The following is a 12700-nucleotide window of genomic DNA, read 5'->3' on the forward strand; positions in this document are numbered from 1 at the left end:
CAACGTCCCTGATGGGGCCGTTTCCGCGCGGTCCCGGGCCCGCCTCCAGGACGGGAGTCGCGTATTCGCATCCGATGCAATTGGCGTCGGTTGGAACATCGGTACAGCGGTTAACGCTAAGTCAGTGATCATGGTCCGGTCGGTGCGAGCGCGCTGACGCGGTTCTCGTACTCGCGGCGGGCCTTGCGCTGGGCCGGGACCGCGATAACGCCATGGCCGCCGTCGAGCGGCTGGCAGCGGGCGAGGAGTCGGAGGTGCACAGCGGGGGCGGCGCTGACGCGCAGGGTGTAGCCCTGGCCACGTCGTACGGCCACCCCCTGGTCGAGCGCATCCCGCTCGGCGGGCTCCAGTTCGGAGGCGCTCAGGAAGTCGGCGACCTTGCCCGGCATGTCGAGAACGACCGGCAGCTCCGGGGCCGGAGCGCCAGGGTCGGCGGCCGTGCGCTCGGGCAGGAGGTCGGCGACGGCGGTACGGATGGCGCCGCGGCTGACGCCGTGGTCACGGGCGAGGGCGGCGATGGATCGGCCTTCCAGGTACGCGGTGCGCACGTCGGCGGTCTTTGCGGCCGCCACGGCGGGGCGGCGCCCGCCCTTGTTGCCCTTGGCCTTGGCGGCCCGCAGTCCGTCGTAGGTCAGCTCCCGTTGGAGGTCGCGCTGGAGTTCGCCGGCGGCGGCGAGGGTCTACACCATGAACTTCACGGTGGACAACAGCTCGCCGGTGCGCGGGTGGCGGGCGGTGAGGTCCATCGCGGAGAACGCGCCGTCGTGGATGCGCAGCGCGACCTGGTCGCGGTGGAGGACGTCGAGCACGTCGAGGATGTGCCCGGTGCCGCGTACGAGGTGGAACATCTCGGAGATGTGCACGGTGTCACCCGGCCGCGCGTAGTTCATCAGCTCGCGGAACTTCGGCCGCTGGAGCGGGTGGAGACGGCTGGAAGTGCCCGGCTCCTCCTCGAAGACGACCGGGCCCTCGATGCCGGCCTCGTCCAGGACAAGGTTCTGCCGGGCGGTCGACTGCTGGTCGGTCGAGACCCGCTTGTAGACCAGATTCGCCACCGAAGGACCCCTTCCGTACAGAGGAATGGACCCTATCTGTCGTCAAACCCTGTCAGCAATCACCATCGGATCTGATTGGATTCGAGCCCCCGCGAACCCCCGGATTGCACGGGTTCATTGGAGGTACCGGCCGCCTGTCGTCAAACGTTCGTTTACCGACATTCGGCTCAGACGGGCGTTGCATTCATGACGGTGTGGCTTCTCGGGCTTCGCCAGGCTCTGGGCCGGCGATCGGCTCGATGCGTGGCTGGGCGAGTCGGGCGTAGTCGGCGCCTGAGATGGCTGCTGACCGGTCTAGGCGGGCGGCGTTGAAATAGAACTGCGGTCGGGCGATGATCGCGGGGTCGGCGACGAGTTCGAGGTCGGGATCGAAGGCGACGGCGTCCAGGTCGACGCGCCGGTCGCCTGGGACGACCGCCAGCACGTGGCGAGTGGTCTTCTTGTCGGTTTTGACTCTGAGGATGATGCACTTCGCTGCCTGGGAGGCGGGGTGTCCTCGCAGGGCGCTGACCGAGTCCGTGGTGCCGTCCGGTTCGTGATCGATGAGCTGGTAGGGCGTCTGGGTGGTGTCGAGCAGGGTGATCAGGCGCTGGTAGGTGTCATTGTCGGGCACGTTTCATCCTCTTTTTCGGTTTTTGCTGTGGTGGTGCGGTGGGTGCGTTCGATGGCCTGGCCCCAGTAGGTTCCGGCGATCATGAGCATGGCGCCGAGAGTGGCCCAGAGGGTGAGCCGTTCGCCGCCGACGCTGATCCCGATGGCGACAGCCCAGATCGGTTCGGTGCCCAGCAGCAGGCTGGCCCGGCTGGCTGAAGTGCCTTGCACGGCCCAGGTCTGGGCGAGGAAGGCGAACACGCTGCAGAACAGGGCGAGATAGATCAGCTGGGTCCAGGTGGTGGCACTGCTGTGGACCAGGCCAGGCAGGTGGGTGACGGCGAGCGGCAGGAACAGTGCCGTGCCGACGACGGTCTGGGCGGTCGTCAGGTGCAGCGGGTCCATGGGACGGCCCGCGGTGAGCCGTCCGACGAGAGCGACGTGCCCGCCCCGGACGACTGCGGCGGCGAGCATCAGCACGTCTCCGAGCCGTGGTGCGTGCAGCCCGGTGCTGGAAGTGAGCAGACTGACCGCCACAACGCAGAGTCCGGCGGCCAGGAAGAACGTCCACGGCAGCCGGCGGCTGCCGGTGCGGTCCAGCAGCGGTGTCAGCACGATGGTCAGGCTGATGATCAGCCCGGCATTCGCGGCGCTGGTGTACGCCACCCCGTAGGTCTCCAGCACGAGCACGGCCGCCTGGGTGACTCCCAGTAGCGACCCGACGCGAACCTCCGCGCGGGTCCACCGGCGCCTTCGGCGGCGGGAGGCGACCAGAGCTCCACACGCGAACGCGGAGATCGCATACCGGGCGAACAGGACCGCCAGGACCGGGAGTGCGGCGGTGGCCGTCTTGGCCGCGAGATAGCTGGAACCCCAGACCAGCGCGACCAGGAGAAGTACCGCATCGGTGCGGCGGGCAACATGCATGCCTCCACGCTGCCCCACCAGTAGGTTGAAGGCTACAACCAACTTCTAAACCTAAGGTGTAGCAGCCCTACACTGTCAGAGTGGATGAACGGCAGCTGCGCATCCTGCGCGAACTGGGAGACCTGGGCAGCGTCAGCGCGGTCGCCGAGGCACTGCACGTGACACCTTCCGCGATCTCGCAGCAGCTGCGACTGCTGCAGCGCTCGATCCCCGTTCCGCTCACCGAACGCGCCGGACGCCGCGTGGTACTGACCGACGCTGGGCAGGCCCTGGCCGCGGCGGCCATCAAGGTCGAGACCGCCCTGGCCCAGGCCCGGCACACGATCACCGACTTCGCCGAGCAACCTGACGGCGACGTGTCGGTGGCCGCGTTCCACAGCGCAGCGTCCGCGTTCTTCCCGCCCCTGCTGCGCAGCCTCGCCGGCCCCGGCCGACCCCGCCTGGCGCTCTCGGACGAGGACGTCGCCCAGGACCGCTTCCCCGCTCTCACCCGTCACCACGATCTCGTGCTCGCACACCGCCTCGACCACGGCGGGCCGTGGCCACACAGCGTGACGTCCACAACGCTGCTGCGCGAGCCCCTCGACGTCGCCCTGCCGGCCGGCCATCCGCTGGCGTCCAAGCCTCTGCTTACGCCCCGGGACGTGGCGGACCAGCCGTGGATCACGGTGCACGGTGGCTTCCCGCTGATGTCCACCATCGAGGCCATCGCCAGCGTCGCCAACCGCCGACTCGACATCGTCCACCGCATCAACGAATTCGCGGTGGTCACCGAGGTCGTCGCCGCCGGCGGCGGCCTCGCGCTGATGCCCCGGTGGACCGCCAGGCCGCACCCCGATGTCGTCCTCAGGCCGCTCAGCGGAGTACATGCTCGACGCGCCATCGACGTCCTCCACCGGCCCGAGCGAACCGCCCGAATGGCCGTCCGAACGGTCCTTGCCGAATTGCAACGCGCCGCCGCGCAGATCCAGGGCCGAGACCGCTGAGCCACCCCAGTTGGGAGTCCCAGGCAGCGAGTCTCGACCTCCGCGAAGCGCCCGACCGGCGAGGCACGCACGCTGATCACCGCCCTGGTCGGCCACTGACCCCTCAGTCCTGCTCGCCCCCGTCGTCGTCCTCGTCCAGCTCCGGCGCGTCCGGGTCGCGCAGCGGGCGCAGTGCACCGGCGGCTGGAGTGGAGGCGGAGAAGCTGTAGCGCCCGAGCAGGTTGAGGTTGCGGTGCTTGAGCGGGGAGAGCCGGGCAATGTCCTCCTCGCGGATCTCGTGGCCCTCGGCCTGGAGCTGGGCGACGGCGGCGTCGATGTACCGGGTCGTCCAGAGCACGATGGCGTTGAGGACCAGGCCGAGCGCGCCGAGCTGGTTCTCCATCCCGTCCCGGTACGCCTGGTGGATCGTGCCGCGCTTGCCGTGACACACGTCCCGGGCCAGCTTGTGGCGGGACTCCTGCACGGTGAGCTGCCGGTTCACCTGCCGGCGGTAGGTGTCATCGACCGGATCGATCACCCGCAGCAGGTGCTCGGTCTTGGCGATGCGCCCGTACTCCGCGAACGCCGCCCCCAGCGGGGTCGGGCGCCCCTCACGGCCGAACATGCGCAGCAGGTCGTAGGCGCGGACCTGGTTGGTGACCAGGGAACCGGCGACCTTCAGCATGTCCGGCCAGTGCGTGATCACCTTGTTCAGATTCACACGGTTGCGCGCCAGGTCCTCCACCGCTCCATACGTACCGGTCTCGACGCCGGGCATCGTGGCGCGCCAGAACCGCTGGTCGTCCAGGTCGCGGAACCGCGGGCTGAAGTTGTAGCCGAGGATCTTGAACAGGCCGAACACCATGTCGGAGTACGAGGCGTTGTCGGTGGCCACCATCTCCGGCTTTACCCCGCCGTCCGGTTCAGCAGCGCGTCCAAGATGTGCAGGGAGTCGCGCGGGGTCCCGGGGACGACCATTTGCCCGATGCCCGCGACCTGGTCATTGACGGCGTTGAGCCAGGTGATGCCCCGCTTGAACCCGAAGTACTTCGGCGACGGCGCCGCGTTCACGGTACGGACGGGGACGACGAACCGCAGCCCGTCCACCGAGGCGAGCAGGCCCTCGCCCCAGAACTTCACAATGGGCACGGCGGCCTGGGCCTCGATGAGCCATGCGTTCGCCGCGGCGATGGTGTCGGCGCGCAGGTAGTACTGGTCGACGTGCACGAGCCGGGCCCGGGTCAAGGCCTCTTAGCCTGGGTTGACCACCGGGGCAAGGCCGATGTTGCACGCTTCGGACACCAGAAGTGCGACCACCGAGGTGGGCAGGTCCTTCATCCGGGTGGTGCCGTCGCCGAGGTGGACGAAGGCGTCGAGGAAGCCTGTCCAGGCGTTCACCTCGAACAGCAGATCCGGCAGGTCGATCTTCGGGAGCATCTTCTCGACCCGCTTGCGCAGCCAGGTCAGGGACTTCGGCTCGCCGAGCGCGCCGAGCTTGTCGACGTTCAGCTTCACCCGCCCGTCGTCCTGCACCTCGATGGACACCTTCGCCGCCGGCCCCGCCTCTTCCAGGCGTTCGGCGAGCTGCTTCCACCCGGCGTCCAGGCCGCGCACCAGCTCCGCCAGGTGCTCTTCCACGGGCATGTCCAGGCTCAGCCCGGCCAGCACGTCCTCCTCGACCGCGTCCCAGTCGGGCCCGTCCAGCAGACGGGCGCGCGGGTTGGACCAGCGGTGCGAGGGCGAGGCGAACACGTCACGGTTGTTCAGGGCCCGGTGCAGCTGCTCCAGCACGCACACCACGTACGCGTCCCGGTCCACCGCGCCCTGCGGCTGCTCGGGGTTGGCGTACACCGCCTTGCGCCACGCCGGCGGCACCAGCTTGTCGTCCACCTCGCGCGGCAGCAGCGGCTTCACCCCCACCTTCCGCCGCGCCAGGGCAGGCAGACCCCGCACTCCGGCCAGAACCCGCTTCCCGGCGCTCGCCGCGTCCAGCGCCTTCGACTCGCCCAGCAACGCCAGGAACGGACGCACCGTGGCGTACCGGGTCGCCAGCGCGGCCCGCGTCGCGACCTCGGCCGAATCCTCGTCCTCGGGCACCAAGGAGACCACCGTGGCCGCGGCGGTCACCAGGGCGGCGCGTGGGGCGACTTCCTCCACCGCCGTCCACAGTGCGGCCACGTCCAGGTCCGCGCCGTGCTCCTCACCAGCTCCAGCTCCTCGAACAGCACCTTCGCTGCCCGCGCGAGCGTGCGCGACGCCTTCTCCAGCTGCGGCAGCGTGGACAGCCGTTCCTTCTCCGTCTTCCGCTTCGCGGTGTTCAGCAACCGGGTGGCCATGAGGACCTGGAACAGGTCCAGGGCCTCGTCAATCGCCTTCGCCTCCAGGTGCCGCATCACCGCGGTGAGCATCGCCGTGCGCTTGGGCTCCGCCGCCCGCTCCAACAGCGGCGCCTTCGACCCCAGCGCGTACCGGGCCAGCGCCGCCATCCGGTTCGGCGGGATCTGCGACAGCTTCAGCCTCCCCAGCCGGTACGCGCCGATCTCGTCTACCCGCTCCAGCGCGCGGGCGAACGCCGTGCCCGTCGTCCGCGTCGGCGGTCGGCGCAGTCGCTCCAGCTCCGAGAACCGCGAGCCCTCTGGCGTCTTCAGCGTCGCCACCAGGTCACCGGGCAGCGCCGGGTCCGCCCGCCGCGCGGCCCCCGCAACCGCGGCGTGCAGCCGCTTCTCCGCGACCTTCCGGGCCTCTGACACCTGCCGGGCCAGCACCGACACCCCGGGCAGCAGCACCCGATGACGGCGCAGCCAGCCCACCGCCTGGTTGAACAGCGCCACCGGCCCCTCGGCGTGCGTCCACGCCCGCCCGTGCAGGAAGGTGAAGGTACGGAACCGCCGAGACCACTCCGCACCCTCGTACTCGCGGTACTCGTAGGCGTCCCGGATCTCCCACGCGTGCTCGTACGCCGTCGGCTTGCGCTCGGTGTACCGCTTCACGCACGAGACGTCTTCGATGTCGAGCTGCGCTGCCAGGTGCTCGACCACGACCCACGGCACATCAAGCGGGTCGTCCGGGAGGAACCGGCCGATGTAGCGCACGGTGCACATCTGGAGAGCGAACCCGAGTCGGCTGTGGTCCCCGCGCCGCTTCGCGATCAGCTTGCGGTCCTCGTCGTCCAGGAAGAAGAACCTCTCCAGCTCCGGCCTGGTCGGCTCTTCGTTGAACTTGCCGTACGACGCCGCCTGCTCGTCGGTCAGGAACTCCACTGGCATGAGCGTGAAGCTATCGGCGCCCGGAGCCGCTCAGGGATCTTCCGCCGAACATCACCGCCGGGCCTGCCACCTGTGCTAGACGCCATGATCACCGGCTTAGCGTTAACCGCTGTACCGATGTTCCCCGAGGCCGAACCCCTGGCCTGCGGAACGGAAGAGCACTGAGTTCACCGACGTACGCAGCGCGCGCTCTGTCCGCTGTCGACTGAACTTCTCCGACCACGGGCCGGGCGCCCGCCCGCCTGGACGGCGTTCGTATGTCTCGTAGAGAGTTTTCTGGCTCCGCTGCCCCGCTGGCAGAGGTTCCTTGATGTACTGAGTCGGCGGTGGCATGCCAGATGGCAGGCCCCACATCATGAGTGCCAGCACTGTCGCGGTCATGACCAACCCCAGCGCTACCAAGGCGCGGGAGGCACGCAGACCATATCCGGAGAGTATCCAGTACGCCCCCAGCAAGCCGCGCTCCACCGCCGTTGTCTCAGGGGTTCGGTCGTGGCGGCGCATCTCCATCTCGCCGTAGTAGAAGTCCGCCGAGCCGGGCTCGTCCTTGCTGTCCTGAGGTGCCTTGCGCAGCTGTCGGTAGGTCGCGGCCACTTCCGCCGGTTGCGGGATGCGGTCGGAGGGCGAGCCGGGGAGCCAGCGACGGGGTGGGCTGGGGCTGCTAATTGCCCGGGTAGCGCGCCAGTGGTGTTCTTCGGCCAGAGTGCGGCGGCGGGTCCACCGAAAGGGCGGGCGGATGTACCAGCCTTCCGGAACGGGGGCGAAGGTGCAGTGGCCTTCGATGCGGAGTTGGTCGAGGTGGAAGGCTCCGAAGAAACGGCATGCGCTTAGGTCGGTGTCGGTCAGAACCAAGTGGGCAGCGTCGACACCGCGTACCGAGGTCACACGTACCCCGCGGTCGGCGTCGGCCAACAAGCTCTCGTCTACTGCCATGACGTCGGAGGGGGTGAAGGAGGTGGGGTGGGCGGTGACGGCAACGGGCGATGAGAGCACCGCGTCTGTGAGATCAGCTGTCGCGTAGCGCAGGCGCAGGGCTGCCGTCGACATCCACCGTGTGCGACGACAGTTGACTGCAGTGGCCGCGATCTCGATCGTCGCTGGTGTCTCAAAGACCGCACCATCGAGACCGACGCTCCCCACGCATACCAGGGGCCCGAGCATCGATTCTCCGGCAAACGTCGCCCTATCGAATCGGGCGTCGCAGTGGAACCTCGCCAGGTCGAACCGAACCACGCCACTAAATGTCGCCCCGGCGAACCAGGCGTCGCCTTTGAATCTCGCCCCGGCGAACCAGGCATCGCCGTTGAATGTCGCGCCGTTGAAAAAGGCGTCGCGGGTGAATGTCGGCACTGTGAACCAGGCGTCGTCGCTGAACATTGCCCCGGTGAACCAGGCGTCGCCGATCATGAGGGCTGAGGTGTCCGGGTCGCGGAGGGCATCGAGGAGGGAGCGGAGGAGCGGTCCGGTGAGGCGGGTACCGCGGTGGTCGAGGGGGGCGCCGGGGTACAGGAGTGCCAGGTAGGAGTCGCGTTCCGCTGGGCTGGCGTGGGCAAGGCAGGCGGTGCGGTAGGGGAGGTGGCGGCCGCGGCAGCCGACCGGGTCCGTGACGGGGTCGGCACCGTGCCCGCAGTGCTCCCAGGAAGGTGGTTCCTGCGGGGCTGCGGGGGCGGTGCTCACGGTCCGCACGGGATCGGCTGTGCCATGCCTCCCATTGTCGGTGGTTGGCCTGGTCCTGGGCGGTTTCCTCGCGGCCGCCTCACAGGAATCACCCGCTCGGCCGGTCGCCAAACCAGCGCGGCCCCACTCGTACGAGGGACGCCCTGCAAGATCCCCACCGTTTGCGGCTGGTGACGATCCTGCTGGCTTATTCGGTCACGCGACGAGGGAGAGGTCGAGGCGGGCAAGGTGGCTGACGCGGGTGCGGTCGAGCGGGTGGCCGTTCCACCAGGCATCGAGGGGTATGAGGTTGAGCGCAACGGCGGAGAAGATGTGCTCCAGGTGGGTCTTCTGGAGACCGAGATAACGGGCGCGTCTCATCCCGGTGACCGCGACGGCCTGGTGGATGGTTCCCTCGATGCTCGCGCGGGTTGCGTACTTGGCTCGCCACTGCTCGTCGCCCTGCTGGAGGCGGGCATGGTCGAGGACTTCTTGAACCTCGCGGGGTTGCAGGGAGAGGGTTCGGCCGCCGGTCTTCGAGCGGGTGCACTGGTCGCGCACCGGGCAGGGGCGGCATGTGTCCTTGTCGAACTTGATGACGATGGCTTTGGTGCCGCGCAGGGTAGCGGGACTCCACCAGGTGCTGGTGTCCCCGCGTGGGCAGGTGGCCTGCCGCTTGTCCCAGTCGATGGTGAAAGCGGTGCGGTCGAAGCCGGCGCCGGCACGTGCCTGGGGGGAGCTGTTCAGCAGAACCGGGGTGACCAGGGTGATCCCGAAGTTCTTCTTCATGCCCACGATCAACTCGGCGGAGGCGTAACCGGAGTCGAGGAAGTGCTCGGCGGGCAGGAGATCGCGGGCGGCGAGCATGCGATGGACCGGTTCGGTCATTTCCGCGTCGGTCACTGTGGCGTCGGTGGTCGCGATGCTGGTGATCAAGCGCGGCGGTGGTCCGTCGGCTCCAGGGATCAGAGCCTGGCCGCCGGCAGCCGAGTCCTGGTCATCGGGATCGTCGCAGGACTCGCTGATGTGGATCTTGTAGCCGGTCCACCAGGAGCCCTGTTTGAGGCCGTAGCGCGCGTCGGTGTCGTACGGGGAGGCCAGCCGCAGTCTGCCGGGCGGGAGGTCTTTGCTCTCCCGCCGCTTCACCTCCGTCCCGGCCTCGGTCACGGTGCGGTGGTAGTTCTGCACCCACATCATGCGCAGGACCTGCACCGCCGGGAGTTCGCGCAGCCAGGCCGGGGCATCAGGGGCGTGCACCGTCTCCAGCAGCGCGAACCCGTCCCGGCCGTAGACCAGGGCCATCTCCTCGCGCTTGCTCGTGGAAGTCGGCGGGTGCCAGGAGTGAGTCCGCGGGCCGTAGCGTTCGGCCCATTCCCGAACGGGCACCGCCGGGGTCAGCCAGTCCGGGGCCGCGCAGGCCAGTGCCTCCAGCGCGGCCCGCAGTGTCTCCCCGGCCAGCTCCAGCCTGTTCAGGTCGCGTACTGCCGCCAGCACGCGGGTGGAGTCGGTGCGCTGCTTGCCTCCGGCCTTCACCAGTCCCCGGTCCTTGAGGGCGGTCAGCAGCAGGTCGAGCACCTTCTCCTCCATCCCGTGCTCAACCAACCGTGTGCGGAACTCGGACAGCACCGATGCGTCGAACCCGGGGTCATCCAGCTCCAGGCCGAGCGCGTATTTCAGGTCCATGCCGTACCGCACCCGATGCGCTGCCTCCCGGTCGGTGAGGTTCTCGGCGAACTGCAACACCGTCACCAGCGCGAGCTGGCCCGGTGACCAGCCTGGCCGTCCTCTGGCTTCGAACGCCTCGGCGAACTCGGCGTCCGCGAACAACTCGCCCAGCTCGTCACGGACCCGCATCGCCAACGGATACGGGCCCCGTGCCGCCACCGCCCGCGCCACCTGCGCGGTCAGCTCGGGCACCTTCGGCCACGGCCTCGGCCGCATCGACATTCCCACCCCACCCGCGACCGGAACGCCAAGACGGCCGCTGCTGCCCCGACCAACGAGCCGCCACACCCGCCGGGCACGGAATAAGCCAGCAGGATCGGTGACACCGTTCTTACCTGCACACCGACCTCGAAGCCGATCCCGCGTGTCCGCCGCGAACCCACGGGTCCGCCCCCGAAAATGGCATCCCTGGACCCTCGGGTTCTCTCTGAAGAAGCTTCAGTTTCCGCGAACTCGAGGGGATCAAGGCCCCGGAGTCCTATCTCTGACCCCAGCCGCAAAGTAGCGGCGCGCTACTTGCTGCCTTCCAGCTGACGCGGCACGCGGGAGTTCCGCAGCTCCTTGAGGTCAGGGATGTGGTCGTACAGCGTGCCCACGGAGACGCCGAGGATTTTGGCGATGGTGGTGACGCTGTTGGCGGGGTTGGGGAGCATGTCGCGGGCGGCGCGGATCAGGTCCTCGTTGACGACGGTGGGGCGGCCACCGATCTTGCCGCGGGCGCGGGCGGCGGCGAGTCCTTCCTTGGTGCCGGCGACGATGAGTTCGCGGATGAACTCGGCGAGTGCGGCGAAGACGTGGAAGATCAGGCGCCCGCCCGGGGTGGTGGTGTCGAGGTTCTCGTGCAGGGACTGGAAGCGGATGCCGTGCTCGCGGAGCTCGGCGACCATGTTCACGAGGTCCTGGAGCGAGCGGCCGTAGCGGTCGAGCGAGGGGACGACGAGCGTGTCGCCGGGCGTGAGGAAGGCGTGGCACGCCTTGAGTTCGGGGCGCAGGTCGTTCTTGCCGGACTTCTTGTCGGCGAAGATGCGGCGGCAGCCCGCGGCCCTGAGTGCGTCGTACTGCCGGTCGAGCTTCTGCCCGCCGGTGGAGACGCGGGCGTAGCCGATCCGGATGTCGGTCATGACCGCGGGCGAGGGGATGAGGAGTTCGGACGGCTCCAGGGGCGCGTTCATGTCCGGAGTCTTCTCAAGAAACGGTGTTCGCGGGGTTGTTGACGAACCGGATTTCTGAAGGAGTTTTTGAAGGCGTGTCGCCCGTTTTCGATCTTCGGTGGCGGATCTTCAGTTAACGATGGTTTCTTGAAGATGCTTGCCGGTGTCTCCGTCGCCTTGTACGGCGGCAAGTGCTGAGGCCAGGTCGTCGCAGAGGTCTTGGGGGCTTTCCAGCCCGATGTGGAAGCGGACCAGTCGGGGCGCGTTCGCCGGGGCGGCCAGGGCTCGCAGGTGGTGGGGAACGGCGGGCATGACCAGGCTCTCGAACCCGCCCCAGCTCGTGCCGAGGCTGAACAGTGAGAGATCGTCGATGAACCGGGTGAACGCCTCTTCGCTGCACGGGGCCAGCTCGATGGTGAACGGACCTGCCGCACCGGAGAAATGTGAGCGCCACAGCTTGTAGCCGGAATCGGTATCGAGGGCGGGGAAGAGGACGCGCTGGACACCGGGCTGCGACTGCAGCCACTGCGCGACGGCAAGAGCTGAGCGTTGGTGGCGTTCCATGCGAACGGCCAGTGTGCGCAGCCCGCGCAGCGTCAGCCAGCAGGTGTCCGGGGCGGCATGGGTGCCGCTGCGGTCGCAGTACGCACGAACACCGGCCAGGGCGTCGAGCGTTCCGGTGATGAGTCCGAGCAGCAGATCGGAGTGGCCGTTGATGAACTTGGTCGCGGCATGGATGGAGATGTCGACCCCGAGCGCGTGCGCGTCGAAGAAGACTGGTGTTCCCCAGGTGGCATCGCATGCGACAGGAACGCCGCGATCGTGCGCCGCCGAGCTGATGGCGGGCACATCCCACATCTCCATCGTCAACGACGCGGGCGTCTCGACGAACACGAGGCTAGTGGTGTCGCGCAGCAGGGACGAGACGTCAGCGTCGTGGGCGAAGTACTCCACGTCGGTTCCGGACGGGATCAGCTCGTTGTCGCAGAAGACGCGCGTGGGCCCGTACACGCCCGCGCTGACCAGGATGTGGCGTCCGGGACCGGCGTGTGCGGCGAGCACGGCGGTGATCGCCGCCAGGCCGCTGCTTGTCGCGATGCACGTCTCGGTGTTCGCGAGCTGCGCCATGGCGCGTTGCAGTTCGAATGTCGTTGACGTGCCTGATCTGCCGTAACGCGGACCGTCGAAGACCAGCGCGCCCTGTGCCTGCTTGTAGGCGTCGAACGAGTCGAACACGGTCGTCGACGTGCGCACCAGCGGAGGGTTCACCGAATGTGCGGCGGCCGCAGTCTGCCGGGCGGCGTGAATGAGAAGGGTCTCTGTGTCCATCGGATCGTCCTTTGGTGGTCAGTGACAGGGCAGTT

Annotated in this window: 9 protein-coding genes and 1 pseudogene; 1 reads left to right on the forward strand and 9 read right to left on the reverse strand. The window is 68.6% G+C overall.

Annotation, left to right across the window (positions count from 1 at the left end):
- Positions 1-128: 128 nt before the first annotated feature.
- The 4 genes from ACIBBH_RS36300 to ACIBBH_RS36315 all read right to left on the reverse strand — a co-directional run bounded on the left by ACIBBH_RS36300 (position 129) and on the right by ACIBBH_RS36315 (position 2573).
- Positions 129-572: a resolvase gene (locus ACIBBH_RS36300; protein ID WP_399412179.1), complete on the reverse strand. Its 444-nt coding sequence runs from the start codon at positions 570-572 to the stop codon at positions 129-131.
- A 108-nt stretch (positions 573-680) separates the two neighbouring features.
- Positions 681-1055 (reverse strand): recombinase family protein, encoded by a 375-nt coding sequence (locus ACIBBH_RS36305; protein ID WP_399412181.1) that lies wholly within the window; start codon positions 1053-1055, stop codon positions 681-683.
- A gap of 184 nt (positions 1056-1239) precedes the next feature.
- Complete coding sequence (locus tag ACIBBH_RS36310; protein WP_399412183.1) at positions 1240-1668, reverse strand: YbaK/EbsC family protein; 429 nt, start codon at positions 1666-1668, stop codon at positions 1240-1242.
- Positions 1638-2573: a DMT family transporter gene (locus ACIBBH_RS36315; RefSeq protein WP_399412184.1), complete on the reverse strand. Its 936-nt coding sequence runs from the start codon at positions 2571-2573 to the stop codon at positions 1638-1640. The genes ACIBBH_RS36310 and ACIBBH_RS36315 overlap by 31 nt, the downstream gene beginning before the upstream one ends.
- A gap of 80 nt (positions 2574-2653) precedes the next feature.
- On the opposite strand from ACIBBH_RS36315, the gene ACIBBH_RS36320 reads away from it, so the two are divergent.
- Positions 2654-3559, forward strand: a complete 906-nt coding sequence (locus ACIBBH_RS36320) for a LysR family transcriptional regulator (protein ID WP_399412186.1) — start codon at positions 2654-2656, stop codon at positions 3557-3559.
- Positions 3560-3662: 103 nt separating this feature from the next.
- Here ACIBBH_RS36320 and ACIBBH_RS36325 read toward each other — a convergent pair.
- The 5 genes and pseudogenes from ACIBBH_RS36325 to ACIBBH_RS36345 all read right to left on the reverse strand — a co-directional run bounded on the left by ACIBBH_RS36325 (position 3663) and on the right by ACIBBH_RS36345 (position 12665).
- Positions 3663-6804 (reverse strand): annotated as a pseudogene (locus ACIBBH_RS36325) (Tn3 family transposase).
- A gap of 102 nt (positions 6805-6906) precedes the next feature.
- The gene (locus ACIBBH_RS36330) at positions 6907-8481 is read right to left on the reverse strand and encodes a pentapeptide repeat-containing protein (RefSeq protein WP_399412188.1); all 1575 of its coding nucleotides are present in this window, start codon (positions 8479-8481) and stop codon (positions 6907-6909) included.
- A 195-nt stretch (positions 8482-8676) separates the two neighbouring features.
- On the reverse strand, positions 8677-10401 hold the full coding sequence (locus tag ACIBBH_RS36335) for an IS1182 family transposase (protein WP_399412190.1): 1725 nt from the start codon (positions 10399-10401) through the stop codon (positions 8677-8679).
- Between the two features lie 296 nt (positions 10402-10697).
- The gene (locus tag ACIBBH_RS36340) at positions 10698-11357 is read right to left on the reverse strand and encodes a recombinase family protein (protein WP_399412192.1); all 660 of its coding nucleotides are present in this window, start codon (positions 11355-11357) and stop codon (positions 10698-10700) included.
- Between the two features lie 108 nt (positions 11358-11465).
- Positions 11466-12665, reverse strand: coding sequence for a trans-sulfuration enzyme family protein (locus ACIBBH_RS36345; protein WP_399412194.1), 1200 nt, complete (start codon positions 12663-12665; stop codon positions 11466-11468).
- Positions 12666-12700 lie beyond the last annotated feature (35 nt).

It is taken from the genome of Streptomyces sp. NPDC051636 (assembly GCF_044453765.1).
In the GTDB taxonomy this organism is placed as follows: domain Bacteria; phylum Actinomycetota; class Actinomycetes; order Streptomycetales; family Streptomycetaceae; genus Streptomyces.

Excerpts from the sequence above, each read along its gene's own strand:
- ACIBBH_RS36335 (WP_399412190.1), bottom strand. The coding sequence starts at position 10,401 with ATGCGGCCGAGGCCGTGGCCGAAGGTGCCCGAGCTGACCGCGCAGGTG.
- ACIBBH_RS36340 (WP_399412192.1), bottom strand. The coding sequence starts at position 11,357 with ATGAACGCGCCCCTGGAGCCGTCCGAACTCCTCATCCCCTCGCCCGCG.
- ACIBBH_RS36315 (WP_399412184.1), bottom strand. The coding sequence starts at position 2,573 with ATGCATGTTGCCCGCCGCACCGATGCGGTACTTCTCCTGGTCGCGCTG.
- ACIBBH_RS36345 (WP_399412194.1), bottom strand. The coding sequence starts at position 12,665 with ATGGACACAGAGACCCTTCTCATTCACGCCGCCCGGCAGACTGCGGCC.